General features: G+C 65.0%; 15 protein-coding genes. 5 read left to right on the top strand and 10 right to left on the bottom strand.

From position 1 onward, the window contains the following. Window positions 1-40: 40 nt before the first annotated feature. A complete protein-coding gene (locus tag RMR13_RS09540; protein ID WP_310600400.1) occupies window positions 41-607 on the bottom strand; it encodes a hypothetical protein in 567 nt (188 codons plus the stop codon). 213 nt (window positions 608-820) lie between these two features. On the opposite strand from RMR13_RS09540, the gene RMR13_RS09535 reads away from it, so the two are divergent. The 5 genes from RMR13_RS09535 to yfcD all read left to right on the top strand — a co-directional run bounded on the left by RMR13_RS09535 (window position 821) and on the right by yfcD (window position 9,312). Further along, window positions 821-2,158, top strand: a complete 1,338-nt coding sequence (locus RMR13_RS09535; protein ID WP_310600399.1) for a TolC family protein — start codon at window positions 821-823, stop codon at window positions 2,156-2,158. Window positions 2,159-2,161: 3 nt separating this feature from the next. Next, window positions 2,162-3,193, top strand: coding sequence for an efflux RND transporter periplasmic adaptor subunit (locus tag RMR13_RS09530; RefSeq protein ID WP_310600398.1), 1,032 nt, complete (start codon window positions 2,162-2,164; stop codon window positions 3,191-3,193). After that, on the top strand, window positions 3,190-6,417 hold the full coding sequence (locus tag RMR13_RS09525; RefSeq protein ID WP_310600397.1) for an efflux RND transporter permease subunit: 3,228 nt from the start codon (window positions 3,190-3,192) through the stop codon (window positions 6,415-6,417). Before RMR13_RS09530 ends, RMR13_RS09525 begins: the two co-directional genes overlap by 4 nt. A gap of 175 nt (window positions 6,418-6,592) precedes the next feature. Next, on the top strand, window positions 6,593-8,770 hold the full coding sequence (gene rlmKL, locus RMR13_RS09520) for a bifunctional 23S rRNA (guanine(2069)-N(7))-methyltransferase RlmK/23S rRNA (guanine(2445)-N(2))-methyltransferase RlmL (protein ID WP_310600396.1): 2,178 nt from the start codon (window positions 6,593-6,595) through the stop codon (window positions 8,768-8,770). Between the two features lie 29 nt (window positions 8,771-8,799). Further along, entirely contained in the window at window positions 8,800-9,312 is a 513-nt protein-coding gene (yfcD, locus tag RMR13_RS09515; protein WP_310600395.1) for an NUDIX hydrolase YfcD, read from the top strand. Window positions 9,313-9,352: 40 nt separating this feature from the next. Here the strand turns inward: yfcD and rph are convergent, their stop codons facing one another. The 9 genes from rph to RMR13_RS09470 all read right to left on the bottom strand — a co-directional run bounded on the left by rph (window position 9,353) and on the right by RMR13_RS09470 (window position 19,539). Continuing rightward, entirely contained in the window at window positions 9,353-10,069 is a 717-nt protein-coding gene (gene rph, locus RMR13_RS09510; protein ID WP_310600394.1) for a ribonuclease PH, read from the bottom strand. Window positions 10,070-10,122: 53 nt separating this feature from the next. Beyond that, complete coding sequence (locus RMR13_RS09505) at window positions 10,123-10,572, bottom strand: Smr/MutS family protein (RefSeq protein ID WP_310600393.1); 450 nt, start codon at window positions 10,570-10,572, stop codon at window positions 10,123-10,125. 40 nt (window positions 10,573-10,612) lie between these two features. Next, window positions 10,613-12,778, bottom strand: coding sequence for a bifunctional (p)ppGpp synthetase/guanosine-3',5'-bis(diphosphate) 3'-pyrophosphohydrolase (locus RMR13_RS09500; protein WP_310600392.1), 2,166 nt, complete (start codon window positions 12,776-12,778; stop codon window positions 10,613-10,615). A gap of 106 nt (window positions 12,779-12,884) precedes the next feature. Next, window positions 12,885-14,597 (bottom strand): proline--tRNA ligase, encoded by a 1,713-nt coding sequence (locus RMR13_RS09495; protein WP_310600391.1) that lies wholly within the window; start codon window positions 14,595-14,597, stop codon window positions 12,885-12,887. A gap of 51 nt (window positions 14,598-14,648) precedes the next feature. Then, window positions 14,649-15,734, bottom strand: coding sequence for a flavodoxin-dependent (E)-4-hydroxy-3-methylbut-2-enyl-diphosphate synthase (gene ispG, locus RMR13_RS09490; protein ID WP_310600390.1), 1,086 nt, complete (start codon window positions 15,732-15,734; stop codon window positions 14,649-14,651). Then, window positions 15,731-16,456 (bottom strand): tRNA (adenosine(37)-N6)-threonylcarbamoyltransferase complex dimerization subunit type 1 TsaB, encoded by a 726-nt coding sequence (gene tsaB / locus RMR13_RS09485; RefSeq protein ID WP_310600389.1) that lies wholly within the window; start codon window positions 16,454-16,456, stop codon window positions 15,731-15,733. The genes ispG and tsaB overlap by 4 nt, the downstream gene beginning before the upstream one ends. Next, a complete protein-coding gene (rseP, locus tag RMR13_RS09480; protein WP_310600388.1) occupies window positions 16,441-17,529 on the bottom strand; it encodes an RIP metalloprotease RseP in 1,089 nt (362 codons plus the stop codon). The genes tsaB and rseP overlap by 16 nt, the downstream gene beginning before the upstream one ends. Before the next feature lie 58 nt (window positions 17,530-17,587). After that, the gene (locus RMR13_RS09475) at window positions 17,588-18,745 is read right to left on the bottom strand and encodes a 1-deoxy-D-xylulose-5-phosphate reductoisomerase (protein ID WP_310600387.1); all 1,158 of its coding nucleotides are present in this window, start codon (window positions 18,743-18,745) and stop codon (window positions 17,588-17,590) included. Further along, window positions 18,745-19,539, bottom strand: coding sequence for a phosphatidate cytidylyltransferase (locus tag RMR13_RS09470; RefSeq protein ID WP_310600386.1), 795 nt, complete (start codon window positions 19,537-19,539; stop codon window positions 18,745-18,747). The genes RMR13_RS09475 and RMR13_RS09470 overlap by 1 nt, the downstream gene beginning before the upstream one ends.

Raw genomic sequence — 19,539 nt, 5'->3', positions numbered from 1 at the left:
CGGCCCCGGAACTCCCCGGGGAAACCGTCTCTGCGCTTCTCTACCGGGCGGTCGGCGATGTTGCCGGCGGAACGGCCTGGGCCGGTTGCGGTGCCGGCGGGACGGCAGGCGTCGCCGGGGCCGGCGGTTGGGCGGGAGCGGGCGGCGTCGCCGGGACGGCCGGAGCCGCGGGCGTATCCGGGGCGGTCGCATCATGAATCAGCGACTTCCCCTTTTCCCACATATTTTTCGACTCCTCCTTGGTCGTATGCCAGGCCTCCTTGGATTTGTCCTCCACGGTGTCGTACAGCTCGCGGGAACCGCTCTTGGTCTTTTCCCACATGGACGAGGATTCGTCTTTCACGGTCCCCCAGGCCGAGCCGGTGGTTTCCTTGGTGGCTTCCGCCACCGACCCGGCCGCCTCCTTGACCTCCTTGCCGGCCGCGCTCCATTTGCTCTCCTGCGGATGCGTACCGGTTTCCTGATGGGAACGCGCCTCCTGATGAGCGCCGGCCTGCTGGCCCCCCGGCGCCGCCTGTTCCTCGGCCTGACCGAAAACCGGGAACGCCATTATGGCCGCGGCCCAGCCGCAACACACCATGCCCTTGATCGTCTGCATCGTTTTCATTGATTTCTCCTTCCGCTTTGCTGCGAGATTGATTTCATTTCCGGGCTTGATATGCATTATGATTGCAATTTTCAAGCGAAGAACCTATTTTCCCTCGAATATGACTGCATAAGCAGAAATATCCAGCATCCGGCCCGACCGTGTCTGTGTTTCTTCCTATGGCCCGGACCTTGCCATTGTTTCATTGATGTCCACCAAAACAGGTTGGTAATCATGCGTCGCCCATGCCTCACTGTGGCCTTCGTGGCCATGTTGTCTTTTCTACCCTGCAATCTGATCGCCGACAACAGCGAAATTGGCTCCTCGCCCTGGACCGTCCAAGAGGCGGTTCGCTACGCCCTGCGCCACAACCCCGACGCCGCCACCGCCCTGGAGCGGATCAAGGCGGCCGATGCCGACATCAAACTGGCCAGGGCCGCCTTTTACCCCCAGGTCTCGGTGGCCACCGAATACAGCCGGACCAACAACCCCATGTATTCCTTCGGCAACATCCTCAATCAGGGCATGTTCACCAACGCGATCGATTTCAACGATCCCGGCACCACCGATAACCTGCAGGCCAAGACCATGATCCAATACCGGGTCTACAACGGTGGCCGCGACCAGGCGGCGCTGAAGGCGGCCGGCGAACAGGGCCGTTCCGCGGAATTCGACCGGACCGCGGTCCGCAACCGGCTCGAATTCGAGGTGGTGCGGGCCTTCTGCACCATTGTTCAGGCCGGGGAGTCGGTCAGGGCCAGGCAATCGGCCCTCCAAGCCATCGACGCGTCGCTGGCCGTGGCCCGGGCCCGTTTCGAGGAAGGCGGCCTGCTCCGGGAGGACGTGCTCAACCTCGAGGTCCAGCAGGCACGGAGCGCGGAACAGTTGATCCAGGCCCGGCACGGCCTCCAACTGGCGCAGCGCGGTTTTTTGCACCTGTTGGGCCGCACCGGGGCGGAAGCGGCCGTCGATCCCACGGACTATCGCGAGCAGGAGATCCCGGCGGAACGCGCCTTCCGCAATCGTCCGGAACTGGCGGCCATGGCCGCCACCGTCAAGGCGCTGGAGGCCCGGATCAAGCAGGCGGAGTCGGGCCACTGGCCGACCGCCGACGTCTTCGGCAGCTATCAGGCCGACAAGGGCACGGAGTTGGACGAAGGCTCCGGCAACTCCTGGGTCACCGGGGTCCGGATGGAGTACACCCTGTTCAACGGCGGCCGGACCGCGGCCGCCACCGAGCGGGCAACGGCCCGGCTGCGGGCGGCCAGGGAAGAGGAACGCAAGCTGGAGCTGGCCTGCAGCCTGGAGATGGAACAGGCGGTCCTGGCCGTGCGGCAGGAAGAGGAACGGCTCAAGGTGACCGGCAAGATGGTGGATTCGGCGACGGAAAGCGCCCGGCTGGCCCGCCTCCGGTTCAAGGAAGGCGTGCTGCTCGCCTCCGAGCTGATCGACACGGAAAATCGCCTGATCGAATCCCAACTGAGCCACAGCCTGGCCACGGCCGCCCACAAAATAGCCATCGCCGACCTACGCCGGGCCGCCGGTCTCGGCCAATTCGACCAGAGGAACTGATTCATGGCAAGCAATCGCATGGCGCGTCCTTTCGTTGTTGTCCTGCTGCTGAGCACGCTGCCGCTGTGCTTCGCCGCATCAGGTGCCGGTGCCGAAGAACCCGCCCAGCCGGTCGAGGTCACGGTGGCGCGGGTGAGCGCGCGGGATCTCCCCGTTTCGATCGAGGTGGCCGGCACGGTCCAGGCCGCCGAGCGGGCCGCCATTGCCGCCAAGATTACCGGGACGATCACGGACATTCCGGTGGTTCTCGGTTCCACGGTGAAGGCGGGCCAACTGCTGGTGGCCATCAACGCCGGGGAAATCGCCGCCCGGCTGAACCAGGCCGAGGCCTTGCTGCACCAGGCCCGGCGCAACCTGGAGCGGGAACAGAACCTGCTGGCCAAACACGCCTCCACCCCGGAGACGGTCAAGTCCATGGCCGACCAGTTCGCCATGGCCCAGGCCGGCTACCAGGAAGCCAAGACCATGCTCGGCTATGCCGCCATCACCGCTCCCTTCGACGGGGTGGTGACCGGGAAAAACGCCCAGGCCGGCGATCTCGCCACTCCGGGGACCGTGCTGCTCCAGGTGGAGAGTCTGCGGACCTTGCAAGTCCGCTCCGCGGTGCCGGAAAGTCTGGTTCTGGGGATACGCCCCGGCGATGCACTCACGGTCCAGGTGGAGGCGGCCGGGCTGAACGTCCGGGCCACGGTGGCCGAGGTCGCGCCCGCGGTTGACCCGCAGTCGCGCACCGCGCCGGTGGTCCTCAACCTGCTTCCGAACCCCGGCCTGCGTCCCGGACAGTTCGCCCGCCTGTTCGTTGCCGGACCCGACGTTCGCACCTTGCTGGTGCCGGAGAGCGCCGTTGTCCCGAGCGGACAGCTGGACCGGGTCTTCGCGGTTGCCGACGGCCGCGCCAGCCTGCGCCTGGTGCGGACCGGCATGCGGCGCGACGGCATGGTCGAGATTCTCTCCGGCCTTGACGGCGACGAAACCGTTGCCACCGGCAACAACCGGCTGCTGATGGACGGGCAGCCGTTGCGGGTTACGCCATGAACGGGGGCCGGCATCCGGCCGAACCGGGCTTTGCCGGGCGGCTGGCAGCGGCCTTTGTCGGCTCGAAACTGACCCCGATCGGCCTGGTCGCCTCCCTGCTCCTCGGTCTGCTGGCCCTGACCCTGCTACCTCGCGAGGAAGAGCCGCAGATCAAGGTGCCGATGATCGACGTGATGGTGACCATGCCCGGCGCCTCGGCCAAGGAAGTCGAGCAACGGCTGGCCATTCCCATGGAAAAGCTGCTCTACGAGCTTCCGGGCGTCGAATACATCTACTCGACCTCCATGCCCGGCCAATGCCTGCTGATCGCCCGCTTCTACGTGGGCGAGGATTTCGAAAAGGCGATCGTCAGCCTCAACCAGAAGCTGCAGACCAACTTCGACCGGATTCCGCCCGGAGTGTCGCTGCCGCTGATCAAGCCGCACACCATCGACGATGTCCCGATCCTGGCCCTGACCTTCCATTCGGCCTCCTACGACCACTTCACCCTCCGCCGCCTGGCCGCCGAAGTGGACGATGCGGTCAAGTCGATCTTCGAAGTGGCCGAAACCAAACTGATCGGCGGCACCCGGCGGCAGTTGCGGGTCCAGTTCGACCCGCTGCTGCTGGCGGCCCGCAACCTGAGCCCGGCCGACCTGGAGCGCCGCCTGCAACAGGCCAACAGCCAGTCGCAGTCCGGCATCCTGCGTGCCGCCAATGCCGAGATTTCGGTGCAGACCGGCCTGTTTCTCCAGTCGGCTCCGGAAGCCGAACGGATCGTGGTCGGCGTGCACGGCGGGGCGCCGGTCTACCTGGGCGAAGTAGCCACGGTGACCGACGGTCCGGAAGAGCCGCGGTCCTATGTCCTCTTCGGCAGCCGGGATGGAAACCCCGAAGCGGCGGTGACCCTGTCGGTGGCCAAGCGGCCGGGCGCCAACGCTGTCCAGGTGGTCGAGACGGTTTTGCGCAAGGTGGAAAGCCTCAAGGGCTCGCTCATCCCGCCCGAGGTGACGGTGAGCGTCACCCGCGACTACGGCGCGACCGCGGCCGAAAAATCGAACGAACTGCTGCTCCACATGGGCATCGCGGTGTTCGGGGTGGCCGTGCTGATCCTTCTTTTTCTCGGCTGGCGCGAGTCGCTCATTGTCCTGCTGGCCATCCCGTCCACCCTGTCACTCACCCTGCTGCTCTTCTATCTCTACGGCTACACCCTCAACCGGATCACCCTCTTTGCCCTGATCTTTTCGATCGGCATTCTGGTGGACGACGCCATCGTCGTGGTCGAGAACATTGTCCGCCACCTGCGTCTGCAAACCAGCCGGCTGGCCTCGCTCAAGGACATCGCCGTGGCCGCGGTGATCGAGGTCGGCAACCCCACCATTCTCGCCACCTGGGCGGTGATTGCCGCCATCCTGCCCATGGCCTTTGTCGGCGGGCTGATGGGCCCCTACATGCGTCCCATTCCCATCGGTGCCTCGGCGGCCATGGTCTTTTCCCTGCTGATCGCCTTCACGGTCACGCCCTGGGCCGCCATCCGCATTCTGCGTCAGCCGGAGAACCGAGTGCAGGGGGACGACGACCACGCCCCCGACGATTGGTTCACCCGTCTCTACCATCGCATCATGGACCCGCTGCTGACCCACGGCCGCTGGCGCTTCGGCTTCTTCGCCCTGATTCTCGCCCTGCTGGCGCTTGCCTGCTCGCTGGTCCTGGTCGGCAAGGTCAAGGTGAAGATGCTGCCCTTTGACAACAAGTCCGAGTTCCAGATCATCCTCGACATGCCCGAGGGCTCGACCCTGGAGACGACCGCCCGGGTGGCCCTGGAAATGGCCAGGGAGGCGGAACGGGCACCGGAGGTGGTCAATACCCAGGTCTATGCCGGCACCGCCGCGCCCTACAACTTTAACGGCATGGTGCGCCATTACTTTCTCCGCTCCGGCCCCACCGTGGCCGACATCCAGGTCAACCTCAAGGCCAAGGGGGCGCGCGACCGCCAGAGCCACGACATCGCCAAGCGCATGCGGCCGGCCCTTGCCCGCATTGCCGAACGATACGGCGCCACCGTGGCCGTGGCGGAAGTGCCTCCCGGACCGCCGGTGCTGCAGACCCTGGTGGCCGAAATCTACGGGCCGGACGATGCCAGCCGGGTGCGGCTGGCCCGCGAGGTGAAGGACATCTTCGCCACCACCGCCGGCGTGGTCGACATCGACTGGTACCGGGAGCGGGAGCGCCACAAACTGGTGCTGACCGTGGACAAGGAAAAGGCGGCCTTGAACGGATTGTCCGAGGGCGAGATCGCCCAAGCCATGTCCATGGGGCTGTCCGGCCGCTCGGTCGACCTGTTCCACCAGCCCCGCGACAAGGAAGAAATCGACCTGGTGCTGCAACTGCCGCCGGCACAGCGGGCCAGGGTCGACAACCTGCTGGCCATCTCGCTACGGGCCGGAGGCGATCCCCACGCGCCCCTGGTGCCGCTCAGGGAGTTGGTCCGGGTGAGCGAGCAGCCGGTGGACCAGCCGATCTACCGCAAGAACCTCAAGCCGGTGATCTACGTCACCGGTGATGTGGCCGGCGCGGCCGAAAGCCCGGTCTATCCCATCCTGGCGATGAACAAGCGGCTGCACGAGCTCAACGCCGACCGATTCGGCGGCCCGAGCGGCCCGGTGGCGATCCTCAATCTCAGCCAGCCGTTTCTGGAAAGCCAACCGGCGATGAAATGGGACGGCGAATGGCACATCACCCTGGAAGTGTTCCGCGATCTGGGGCTGGCCTTCTGCGTGGTGATGGTGCTGATCTACATGCTGATGGTGGGCTGGTTCAAGGACTATGTCACGCCCCTGGTGGTGATGGCGGCCATCCCCTTTTCCCTGATCGGCATCCTGCCCGCCCACTGGGCGCTGGGCGGCTTCTTCACCGCCACCTCGATGATCGGTTTCATGGCCGGGGCGGGCATCGTGGTCCGCAACTCGATCATCCTGGTCGATTTCATCGAACTGCGCCTGAGCCACGGCCTGCCCCTGGCCCAGGCGGTGGTCGAAGCCGGCGCCATCCGGTTCCGGCCCATGCTCCTGACCGCGCTGGCGGTGGTGGTCGGCGCCTCGGTGATCCTGGCCGATCCCATCTTCCAGGGGCTGGCCATTTCGTTGATGTTCGGCGAGATCGCCTCGCTGCTCATCAGCCGGATGGCGGTGCCGGTGCTGTATTTCATGGTCAAGAGCAGGATGCGACCGGCCTTGCCCGGTTGAGCCAGCCTTGCTCCCCGCCATGGGCCCGGGGCGAATGTCCGGGACCGATGCCATGCCCGCCTGGTTGTTGTTTACTTACCATCGGAGTTTGGCTATGGTGCGTGCCGGTTTGCCCCGCGGCCGGTCCTGCGGCCGGTCCCCGCCATCTTCCGTTCAACCGCCACCGCGAGAGTCCATGCAGCCCGTCGCCACCACCGCCAGAAAAAAGAAAAAACAACCCCTGCGTTTCACGGCCACCTGCGGCTTCGGCCTGGAACCCCTGGTCAGCGAGGAAATCGCCCAATGTGGCGGCGAGGCCCTCGCCACCCATCCCGGAGCGGTCAGCTGGAGCGGCAGCCTGGAGACCGGTTACCGCGCTTGCCTCTGGTCCCGCTTTGCCTCGCGCGTCCTTCTGGAGCTGGCCCGATTCGACGCCCCCACCACGGACGCCCTCTACGCCCAGGCCAGCACCATTCTTTGGGACGATCATTTCACCTGGAAATCGACCTTTGCGGTCCACACCACCCTGGTCAACGCCGCCATAAACCATAGCCAATTCGCCTCGCTCCGGGTCAAGGACGCCATTGTCGACCAGTTCCGCAAGCGTTTCGGCCGGCGGCCGGACGTGGATCCCCTGCGTCCCGACCTGCGCTTCCACCTTCATGTCCAGGGGACCGGCGCCGCGCTGTCCCTCGATCTTTCCGGCGACAGCCTCCACCGGCGCGGCTACCGGGTCGACAGCGGCGAGGCCCCCTTGAAGGAGACCCTGGCGGCCGCCATTGTCCGGCTCTCGGGCTGGCTCGACCGGGCCGGCGACGAACCGGTGCTGCTCGATCCGATGTGCGGCAGCGGCACCCTGCTCATCGAGGCGGCCCTGATGCTCAGCGACAGCGCCCCCGGCCTGCTGCGCAAGACCTTCGGATTCATGGCCTGGAACAAGCACGACCCGCAGCTTTGGGACCGGCTGGTACAGGAGGCGGTGGACCGGGAAAGCCGGGGCATGCCCGCAATCTGGCCGCAATTCATCGGCTACGACGCCGATCCCAAGGTGGTCGCCGCGGCCAGGAAGAACGTGATTGCCGCCGGCCTGCGCGAGGTGGTGGTCATCAAGCAGCGCCAACTGGCCCGGCTCAACAGCCCGGCGCCGGCCGGCTGCCTGCTGACCAACCCGCCCTACGGCGAACGGCTGTCGGAGAAGGAGGCGGTCAAATATCTCTACCGCTGCCTGGGCCGGATCTTCCGGGACCAGTTTGCCGGCTGGACCCTGGCGTTTTTCACCGCCAATCCCGATCTGGCCGAAATGACCGGCATGCAATGGCAGGAACGGCATCGGCTGTTCAACGGGCCGCTCAAGTGCCAGTTGCTGACCGGCCGGGAAAATACCCTGCAGGAGCAAGCCCTTCATCGCTGGACCCCGGCTCCCCTGCCCGCCGGCACGCCCGGCGAGGATTTCGCCAACCGGCTGATCAAAAACTGCGAGCCCCTGCTGCGGTGGGCACAGGAAGAGCAGGTCACCTGTTTTCGGGTCTACGACGCCGACATGCCGGAATACAACCTGGCCATCGATCTTTACGAGGAGTGGGTGCATGTCCAGGAATACGCGCCGCCGGCCACGGTCGATCCGGCCAAGGCGGAGCAGCGGTTCACCCAGGCCCTGCAGGTCATCCGCGCCGTCTTCGACGCACCGCGCAGCCGGCTGTTCATCAAGACCCGGAAAAAGCAGAAGGGAGCGCAGCAGTACCAGAAAAAGGAGGGAGGCGGAACGCTCCACGAGGTCCGCGAGGGGGGATGCCGCTTTCTGGTCAACTTCACCGACTATCTCGACACCGGCCTGTTTCTCGACCACCGTCTGACCAGGGAGCGGCTGGGCGCGCTTGCCCAGGGCAAGACCTTTCTCAACCTGTTCGCCTATACCGGCACGGCCACGGTTCACGCGGCCATGGGCGGGGCCACCGCCACCACCACGGTCGACATCTCGGACGCCTATCTTGCCAGGGCCCGGGCCAACCTGGCCCTCAACGGCTTCGGCGGACCGCAGCACCAGCTGATCGAGGCCGACTGCCAGGAGTGGCTGCAACGCGCCCAGGAACGGTACGGGCTGATCTTCATCGACCCGCCCACCTTCTCCAACTCCCGGCACCGCAAGCTGCTCTTCGATGTCCAGAAGGACCACCCCGCCCTGCTCCGCCTGGCCATGCAACGGCTGACCAAGGGCGGCCTGTTGCTGTTCTCCAACAATTTTCGCAAATTCGCCCTGGAGGAATCGCTGGGCCGCGATTTCGAGGTCCAAGAGATCAGCGACGAAACCATCCCCTTCGATTTCCAGCGCAACCGCCGCATCCACCGCTGCTGGGAATTCCGCCACCGCCCCTGATCCCCCCGCATTCCGAGGAGACAGACACCGTGTTCACCCATCCCACCGAGGAACTGGTCGAGATCGTCGACCGGGACAACACTCCCATCGGCGCGGTCACCCGCCGGATCATGCGCCAGCAGAACCTGATCCACCGGGCTTCCTACGTGCTGGTGTTCAATCGCCAGGGGCAGCTGTTCATCCAGAAGCGGACCCTCACCAAGGACATCTATCCGGGATACTGGGATCTGGCCGCCGGGGGCGTGGTGCAGGCCGGCGAATCCTATCTGGAGTCGGCGCAGCGGGAGCTGCGGGAGGAATTGGGCCTGGCCGGGGTCAAGCTGGCCCAGCTGTTCGACCAGTATTTCGAGGAGGAGGGCAATCGGGTGTGGGGCCGCATTTTTTCCTGCATCAGCGAGGGTCCTTTCACCCTGCAGCAGGAGGAGATCGACTATGGCCGGTTCATCGATCTCGACCGGATCGAGGTACTGAACCAAACGGAACCGGTCACCCCGGACGGCTTGGCCCTGCTCCGGCTCCTGCCGCACGACCGGAGGGGATGAGCCGCGGCGAGGAATCTGCCGCCCGTCTTGCGGGACGCGCTTATCCCTGCCAGCCTTCCCGATCCCACAACGCCCACAATTGGCCGATGCCTTCGGTGGCCAGCGCCGTCATGGCCGTAAACAGTTCGGGCCTGAAAGGGGCGCCCTCGGCGGTGGTTTGCACCTCGATCCAGCGCCCGTCGCCGCTCATGACGAAGTTGGCGTCGACATCGGCGCTCGAATCCTCGCTGTATTCCAGATCCAGCACCGGCTGACCGCCGACCACCCCGGCGCTGACCGCCGCCACCGGCAACAGCGGCGGCATGGCGACCAGCTTGCCCCGGGCCACCATCTTCCCCAGCGCCATCCGCACCGCCAGGGCCCCTCCGGTGATCGAGGCGCAGCGGGTGCCGCCGTCGGCATTGAGCACATCGCAATCGACCCGAAGGGTGTGTTCCCCCAAAAGCCGCAAGTCGACCATCATCCGCAGGGATCGGCCGATCAGGCGCTGGATCTCGTGGGTTCGGCCGGACAACCCGGAGACCGCCTCCCGCCGGCCCCGGCTATGGGTGGCGCACGGGAGCATGCCGTATTCGGCGGTGATCCAGCCCTGGCCCCGGTCCTTCAGGAAGGGCGGAACCCTCTCTTCGACGGTCACGCCGCACAGCACGTGGGTGTGGCCCATTCGGATCAGGACCGAGCCGTCGGCGTGGGGCTGGACGCCGTATTCGATGCCTACCGGCCGCAGGCTGTTGGCAAGACGATGACCGTTGCGCATGGTTTCTCCGTTGGTGAGTCGAGGCGGGGGAAGATCGCCGGCAAGGGCCGGGATTAGAGGATGACCAGGGTAATGCCGGGATTGGCGCGATTGAGGTCGCGGTGGCCGGCCAGAAAGGGAAAGCGGCGCAGCAGGTGCCTGCCGCGTTTGGAACGGCCCTCGAACTCCTCGCCGGGCACGATCTCCTTGATCCTGCCCTGCAGGCGCAAGAACTGCAGCTGGTGCTGGACCGCGGCCTTGATGGCCCCGCCGGTGCCGCTGGAGCCGTAGCCGTGGATCAGGGTGAGCGCCTTGTACCCCTGGCTGCCGGCAACGGCCACGGTCGCCTCCAGTCGGTCGAGCGCCTGCTGGACCAGCGGCATGCCCTTCTCCAGGTTGACCACCCGATGGAAGGGGCCGGTGGCGCCCATCCTGCCGGGCACGCAGGGCGCCTGGCAATAGGGACATTGGCCGAGGCCGCATTCGAGTTCGTTACCGCAGACCTCGCACAATGCCGATGCCATGGTAGGCTCCGTTCAGGCTCCTCGCATCCCCACGCCGATACTACCGGCGCCGGACCTCGATCACCTCGGGCATCTGCAAAAGGTGCTGCTGCAAGGTCTGCAAATGTTTGAGATTCACCACGTTGAGCAGCACGTCGAGCTCGGCGATGTTCTCCACCGTGGTGCGGGCGTTCAGTTCGACGATATCGGCATCGTCGGCACTGATGGCGGCGCTGATCTCGGCCAGGATGCTTTTCCGGTTCTCGGCCCGGATGCGCAACCCGGCCCGGTGCGAGGATTGCGGCGATCCGGCCCAGGAGACCTCCAGCCAGCGCTTGGGGTCGGTGGCCAGCAGGTTGTGGCAATCGGTGCGGTGGATGGAGATGCCGGTGCCGGTGGTGATGAAGCCGATGATCGGGTCGCCCGGAACCGGGTGACAGCACTGGCTCACCTTGACCAACATGCCGTCGACGCCATCGATGTCGATGGCGTTGCGCCGGGAGGCGGTGGAGCGATGTTCCCCGGCCGCGCGGTGGGCCCGCTCGACCATCTCCGCCATCCGCCTTTTTTCCTCGGCCTCGCGGAATTCCTCGGGCTGCAGGGTCCGCACCAGGTGAGGCACGGTGATGGAACCGTTGCCCACCCGCACCAGCAGCTCCTCCAGGGACTGGCAGTTGAGCTGCTTGAGCAGCAGGCGCAGGTGGCCGCTCTTGAGCAATCCGCGAAAATTGACATCGTACTTCTTCAGTTCCCGCTCGCAGATCTCGCGGCCCAGCTTGAGCGAACGCTCCTTTTCCTCCCGCCTCAGGTACTGGCGGATTCGGGTCCGGGCCCGGCTGGTCTTGACCAGTTGCAGCCAGGCACGGCGGGGGTGCTGGTTCTTCTGGGTGAGAATCTCGACGATGTCGCCGCTTTGCAACTCATGCTTGAGCTGGACGATTTGGCCGTTGACCTTGGCGCCGACGCAGGTGTCGCCGATCGCGGTGTGGATGGCATAGGCGAAATCGATCGGCGTGCTGCCCCGCGGCAGTTCCCGGACCTCGCCGGTGGGCGTCAAGGCGAAGACATCGGGCTCGAACAACTCGCCCCGCACCGACTCCATGAACTCGTTGGGATCCTCGACTTCCTGCAGGGATTGCACCAGCCGCTTCAAATCCTTGAACAACCGGGCATCGCCGCCGGTGATTTTCTGCCCTTCCTTGTAGGCCCAGTGGGCGGCCACGCCCTCCTGGGCGACCCGGTCCATCTCCTCGGTCCGGATCTGAATCTCGATGAACTGGCCCAGCGGACCGGCCACCGTGGTGTGCAACGACTGGTAATTGTTCGACTTGGGCGCGCTGATCCAGTCCTTGATCCGGCCGGGGACCGGCGTCCAGTCGGCATGGACTATGCCCAGCGCCTGGTAGCATTCCTTGACCGTGCGGACGATGATGCGGAAGGCCACCTTGTCGTAGACCCGCTCGAGCGGGATCTTTTGGGCCATCAGCTTCTTGTAGATCGAATACATGTGCTTGGGTCGGCCGATGAGCCGAACCGGCTCGATCTTGTTGGCCCGGAGCTTGGCCAGGAGGATGCCGGTCACCTCGTCGACATAGGCCTGGCGATCGTCGAGGGTGCTTTCCAGGTGGCCGGTCAGGTCGGCGTATTCCGCCGGCAGGAGATACTTGAAGGAGAGGTCCTCCAGCTCGCGCTTGATCCACTCGATCCCGATCCGGCTGGCCAGGGGCGCGTACAGGTCCATGGTCTCCCGCGCCTTAATCCGCCGTTCCTCCTCGTCGACCGCGTCGAGGTTGAGCATGTCCTGCAGGCGGTCGGCCAGCTTGACCAGCAGCACCCGGATGTCGGCGCCCATGGCCAGCAACAGCTTGCGGATGTTCTCCGCCTCGTGGGCCAGTTGGGAATTGTAGCGGACATTGGTGATCCGGCTGGCGCCATTGACGATGTTGGCGACCGTCTCGCCGAATTTCTTCTTCAGCTCGTCCTGGGTGCCGACCTGCTCCTTGATGACGCCATGGAGCAGTCCGGCGACAATAGTGTCCAGGTCGAGCTTCATCGAGGCCAGGGTCGAGGCCACGGCCAGGAGATGATCGACATACAGCTCGCCGGTCACGTAACGCTGGCCGTCGTGCCGTTCGCAGATGAATTCGTAGGCCTTGGTCAGCGGCGCCAGGTCGATCTCGGTGAGATAGGCCGAGGCGAGCGAGAGAAGTGGCTTGATATCCGACATGGCTCGCGTTGGCGGCACCGCCCGGCACCCCCGCCGGTCTGGCCGGCAGGCAGCATCCGGTGCGGCTTCGCGCTCTCCGTTTTGTGCTATCGTTTCTTGTCCATGCTCAAACGAGCGCCTGCCGGACCAGTCCGGCGATATGGTCGACCGCTTGCTCCGGCGCCAACAACTCGGTCGCCCCGGTGCGGCGTGCGCGCAGCTCCACCTTGCCCTCCTTTTCGTAGGTCTTGCCCACGGTCAGCCGGTAAGGGATGCCCAGGAGGTCGGCGTCGTTGAATTTGGAGCCGGGCCGTTCGTCCCGATCGTCATACAGAACATCGACTCCCCGGGCCTTCAACCCATTATACAAGGTCTCGGCCGCCAGGCAGAAGGTTTCGTCCTTGGGTCCGAGATTAAGCACGATGACCTGGAAGGGCGCCAGGGGCACCGGGAAGATGATGCCCTTGGCATCGTGGTTCTGTTCGATGGCCGCCGCCACCACCCGACTGACTCCGATGCCGTAACAACCCATGATAAAGGGTTTTTCCTGACCGTCGCTGTCCTGGAAGGTGGCCTCCATGGCCTCGGAATAATTGGTGCCGAGCTTGAAGATGTGGCCGACCTCGATCCCCTCCTTCAGCCGCAGGCTGCCGCCGCAGACCGGGCAACGATCGTCGACCGCGATCTGTCGCAGGTCGCCGACCACGTCGGGCTCGAAGTCGCGGCCCGGATTGACGCCGGTGCAGTGAAAGCCCTTTTCGTTGGCCCCCGTCACCGCGTCCACCATGTGCATCACCTCCTGGTCGGCCACCACCTTGATCTCCAAACCCAGCGGCCCCATGTAGCCGACCGGCAGGCGGGTCTGCTGCCAGACCTGTTCCTCGTTGAGGGACTCCACCTCGTTGGCGCCCAGCAGGTTCTTCAGCTTGACCGACTGGACCTCGCGGTCGCCGCGCACCAAGGCGGCCACCGGCTGGCCGTCCGCCAGGTAGATCATGGTCTTGATCACCTTGTCCGGATCGACCTTGAGGAATTCCGCCACCTTGTCCACCTGTTTCAACCCCGGGGTGGCCACCTTGCAGACCGCCGCCCGCGCACCTTCGGCAACCGTCTCGGTCGAGGGCGCGATGGCGGCCTTTTCGACATTGGCGGCGTAGGGGCAGGCCTCGCAGATCACCAAAGTATCCTCGCCGGTCTCGGCCAGGACCATGAACTCGTGGGAAAAGGAGCCGCCGATGGCGCCGCTGTCGGCCTCCACCGCTCTGAATTCCAAGCCGCACCGCTCGAAGATGCGGGTATAGGCCTGGCGCATGATTTCGTAGCTGCGGCCGGCGCCGGCATCGTCGACATCGAAGGAATAGGCATCCTTCATCACGAATTCGCGGCCCCGCATCAGGCCGAAGCGCGGCCGGATCTCGTCGCGGAACTTGGTCTGGATCTGGTAGAGATTGATCGGCAGCTGCCGGTAGGACTGCAGCTCCCGTCGGGCGATGTCGGTGACCACCTCCTCGTGGGTGGGTCCGAGGCAATAATCGCGGTCATGCCGATCCCGAAAGCGGAGCAATTCCGGGCCGTATTTTTTCCACCGGCCCGATTCCTGCCACAGGTCGCCGGGCTGGACCATGGGCATGAGGATTTCCTGGGCGCCGGCCCGGTTCATCTCCTCGCGGACAATCCCGACCACCTTCTGCAGGGCGAGAAACCCCAGGGGGAGGTAGGTGTACATCCCCGAGGTCAACTTGCGGATGAACCCGCCCCGCACCAGCAACTGGTGGCTGACAACCTCGGCCTCGGAAGGCGTTTCCTTGGTGGTGGGCAGTAACAACTGAGAATAACGCATATTTGATCTCCGTCCCCAGACTCACAAAATCGGTCCGACGCAGCTCTTCGTTCAAGCGTTCGCTTGCCGCTCGGCTTCCATTTTTTCCAGTTCCTCGAGAAAGACCGGCAGCAGATCCGCTTCCGGAACCTTCCTAAACAGCTGTCCTTTCTTGAAAATAATGCCCACTCCGTGGCCGCCGGCAATGCCGATGTCGGCCTCCTTGGCCTCGCCCGGCCCGTTGACCACGCAGCCCATCACCGCCACCTTGAGCGGCGAGCGCATGGTTTGCAGGTGCCGTTCCACCCGCTCGGCCAGGGTAAACAGGTCGATCCGGGTGCGGCCGCAGGTGGGGCAGGAAATCAGTTCCGGGCCACGCTCGCGAATCCGCAAGGCGCGCAGCAGCTCGAACCCGACCCGCAACTCCTCCACCGGATCGCGGGTCAGCGAAATCCGGAAGGTGTCGCCGATGCCCTCGGCCAGCAGAATCCCCAGGGCCACGCTCGACTTGACCGTGCCGGCGATCAGGCCGCCCGCCTCGGTCACTCCGAGGTGCAGGGGATAGTCGGTTCTGTCCGCCAGTTGGCGATAGCCGGCGATGGTGGTCAGGACATCCGAGGATTTGATCGAGATCTTGATCTCGTAAAAGCCGTGCTCCTCCAAAAGGCGGACATTGTCGAGCGCGCTTTCGATCAAGGCATCCGGCCGTTCCGGGGTCGGATAGCCGAATCGGGCCAAAAGCCTCTTTTCAATGGAGCCGGAGTTGACCCCCACCCGAATCGGTACCCGGTGCAACTTGGCCGCATCCACCACCCGGGCCAGCTTGTCCGGCCCTCCGAGATTGCCCGGATTGATGCGGATGCCCTGGGCGCCATGCTCCATGGCCGCCACCGCCAGCCGGGCGTCGAAATGGATATCGGCGATCAGGGGAATGGCTATTTGTTCCTTGATCGCGGTGAGGGCGCGGGCCGCGGCCATGTCCGGCACCGCCGCTCGGACGATCTCGCATCCGGCCCGTTCCAGCTCGTGAATCTGCCGAACCGTGGCCTCGACATCATCCGTCAGGGTATTGGTCATCGACTGGACGGCAATGGGAGCGCCGCCGCCGACCGCCACCGGGCCGACATGGATTTGGCGGGTTGTTCTACGTGCGATCATACCGCTTTCCGGTTCGCCTCCTGCATCGTATGCAAATTCAGCTCCGCCTCGGAAGCCCGAACATACAGGGGAATGGCCCCACCCGCCCCAACAACGGCACCGTCGGCCAGCATCCGGCCGGCGCCCAGGCCGATGCTCGCCGCCCTGGGATGGAGCGGAGCGGCATCGCCCAGCCGCGCCAGGGGATGGGCGGCCATCTCCTCCCGGCAGGCTTGCAGGCCGGGACCGACCAGCAGGGTCGGTTGCTGAATCCGCCGGGCCAGTTCCTTAGGGCTCAGGACGAGGAAGGGAGCCTCCCGGTGCCAACCCGTCTGGCGGTATCGATAAAACCCCGCGTAGATTTGCTGTTTCCTGGCATCGAGCAGACAACAGAGCGGCAGATCGTGACCAACGACCTGGGCCGCCAAGCCGTCCAGGGTGGGCACGGGCAGCAGGGGCGTCCCCAGGGCCATGGCCAGGCCCTGCGCGGCCGCCATGCCGATTCGCAAGCCGGTAAACGAGCCCGGCCCCTGGCTGACCGCCACGGCCGACAGTTCGTTCCAGTCGACCCCGGCTGCGGCCATGACCGCCGCGACCGATCCCAGCAAGCGCCTTGCGTGGGTGACTTCGGGCTGCAGGGTATATTCGGCCAGCACCTTGCCGGTCGGACCGGCACCCCGGGTCAGGGCCACGCTGCCGCAGCCGGTCGCGGTCTCGATGGCCAGGATCAGGACATCAGCCATCGTTTGACCAGCCGGAGAATGTCGTTATAGAAAACGAACACCATTAAGGTCCCCAAAATGGCGATGCCGATTTTCTGGCTGATTTCCATGGTTCGATCGCTCAAGGGCTTGCGCCGAACCGCTTCCAGGGAGAGGAAAACCAGGTGACCGCCGTCGAGCACCGGCACGGGCAGCAGGTTGAGAATGCCGAGATTGACGCTCAGCAGGCCCATGAAATAAAGCAGGTTCATCCAGCCCGCCTCCATCTGCTGCCCGGCAATCTCGGCAATCCGAATCGGTCCGCCCAACTCGCTGGCCGGGATGATCCGCTGGACCATCTTGACGATCCCCATCACCGTCAGATAGCCGAGGTTCCAGGTCTGCAACAGGGCCGCTTCGCCCGACTCGCCGATGGAGGCCGGCCTGTAGCGGATTTCGTCGCTACGGACAATGCCGAGCATGTAGCGCTCGCCCACTTCTTCGCCGAACAGGTTCTTTTCTTTCTGCAAAACCGGCTTGGCCGTGAAGGTCAACTCCTTGCCTTGTCGATCCACGACCAGGGTCACGGCTTTGCCGCCGCTGTCCTTGATCCGCTCGGACACCTTGATCCAGGAGACGGTGGGAACGGAGTCGATGGAACGGATGATGTCCCCGGGCTTCAAACCGGCCTGATCGGCCACCGAGCCGACGGAGACCTCCCCGATCCGGGTGGAATCGACCGGTTCGGGAATGCCCGCAAAAAAGAACAGGCAAAAGAAAAGCGCCACGGCAAACAACAGGTTGAAGAACGGCCCGCCGAAAACGATGCCGAACCGTTGCCATACCGCCTTGTGGGAAAAGGAGCGGTGCCGGTCTTCCGGCTGCACCTCTTCCTCACCCTGATGCTCGCCGTACATCTTGACATAGCCGCCCAGGGGAAAGGCGCTGATCAGGTATTCGGTCTCGCCCCACTGCCAGCCGACCAGCTTGTTGCCGAAGCCGAGGGAGAATTTCAGCACCCGCACCCCGAAGGCCTTGGCCAGCAGGAAATGGCCGAGCTCATGCACAAAAATCAGGACGCCGAGAACAATGATGAAAGAAAGGACAGCATTCATACCGTGCACACAATCAATCGGATGAAGAGTAGGGAAATGGAGGGCGGACGGCAACCGCTCACAGCGCGCCGATCGCCCGTTCGGCCGCCAGCCGCGCTTCCCGGTCGGCAGTCAGGATCGCCTGGAGATCCAATTCGTCGCCCTGGCCGGTTGCCTCCAAGGCGGTGGCAACGACGGTCGTGATCTGCGTGAACCCGATCCGTTTGGCAAGAAAGGCGTCCACCGCAACCTCGTTGGCGGCATTGAGCACCGCCGGCTTGACGCCACCCGCGGCCAGCGCCTCGTACGCCATCCGCAGGGCGGGAAAGCGCTGGTGGTCGGGCTGTTCAAAGGAAAGCCCGCCGCATTGCGCCAAACCAAGGCGGGACAAACCCAGCTCCAGTCGCTTGGGATAGGAGAGGGCGTAGGCGATGGGGATACGCATGTCCGGGATGCCCAGTTGGGCCACCACCGAGCCGTCCCGGTATTCGACCAGGGAATGCACGATGGATTGGGGATGCACGACCACCTCGATCCGCTCCGGTTCGACATCGAACAGCCAACGGGCCTCGATCACCTCCAGACCCTTGTTCATCAGGGTGGCCGAGTCGATGGAAATCTTGCGGCCCATGCTCCAGTTGGGGTGGGCCAGGGCCTGCTCGGGCACGGCGGCCTCCAGGGCGCGGCTGTCCCAGGTACGAAACGGCCCGCCGGAAGCGGTGAGGATGATCTTGGCCACATCCTCCCGGCGCCCGGCTTCCAGGGCCTGAAAGATGGCGCTATGCTCCGAATCGATGGGCAACAGGCGCACCTCGTGCGAGCGGACCGCATCCATGATCAGGCGGCCGGCCATCACCAGGGTTTCCTTGTTGGCCAGGCCGAGATCCTTGCCAGCCTGGATGGCGGCAAGAGCCGGCAGCAGTCCCACCGAACCGACCACCGCGGAGACGACCATCTCGGCCGATGGCAGGGAGGCGATCTGGCAATTGCCCTCGGTGCCCGTGACAATCCGGGCACGGTAGTGGGCGGGCAGCAGGGCCGCGAGGGCCGAGGCCGCATCCGCCGCTCCCACCGAAATGCATTCCGGCTCGAATTCCCTCACTTGGGCGGCCAGCAACTCGACATTGCGCCCGGCCGAAAGGCCGACGATCCTGAATTGATCGGGAAATTGCCGCACCACTTCCAGGACGTTGCAGCCGATGGAACCGGTGGAACCGAGCAAGGCCAGGGCTTTCATCACACCATACCGAAACGCAGCAGGTAATAGAGCACCGGTGCCGTGAGCAAGAGGCTGTCGAGACGGTCCAGCAGACCGCCATGCCCCAGGAGAATGGTGCCCGAATCCTTGCATCCCACCGATCGTTTGATCATCGATTCGGTCAGGTCGCCGACAATACCGATCGCCACCAGGACAACCGCCACCAACAACAGTGCGCCCGGATGGGCCGGCTGCCGAAAGATCAGATTGACGAGTTCGGCGGCCGCCACACCGGCTACCATGCCGCCCACCCCGCCCGCCACGGTTTTCTTGGGGCTGATGAGGGGAAAGAGCTTGCGTTTGCCAAAGGCCCGGCCCGCATAATAGGCCCCGGTATCCGAGCCGGCGACAATCGCCACCAACATGGTCAGCCAGAAGACGCCCTGCGGATGCTCGCGCAGCAGCACCATGTGGGCCATGCACCCCGAGACATAAACGCAGGCAAAACCGGCGTATCCGGCATACTTCAGCGAATCGTCCATGGCACCGTATCCGTGGAGCGCCAGCATCGCCAGGCCGAGCAAGCTGCACATCATCCCCGCAAGGATCATGTCGCCGTGGCCGGTCAAGGCGGCCAGGACAGGGCCGAGGCAGCAGGCGATGGTGGCCGCTTGCCGCCAGTGGCGCAGGTTTGCCAGGGTCATGCGGAAAAATTCGTGGAGCGCCAGCACGGCCCCGATCAGGATCACGGCCCAGAACAGGACGAAAGGCCCCTGAAAGAGCAGGAGGAGCCAGCCTGCGACCATGCAGATTCCGGGAATGACACGACTCAT

The organism is Desulfobulbus sp. (assembly GCF_031547805.1).
In the GTDB taxonomy this organism is placed as follows: domain Bacteria; phylum Desulfobacterota; class Desulfobulbia; order Desulfobulbales; family Desulfobulbaceae; genus Desulfobulbus.
The sequence above is the reverse complement of the archived record's forward strand: the minus strand, read 5'-3'. Positions and strand labels throughout refer to the sequence as shown.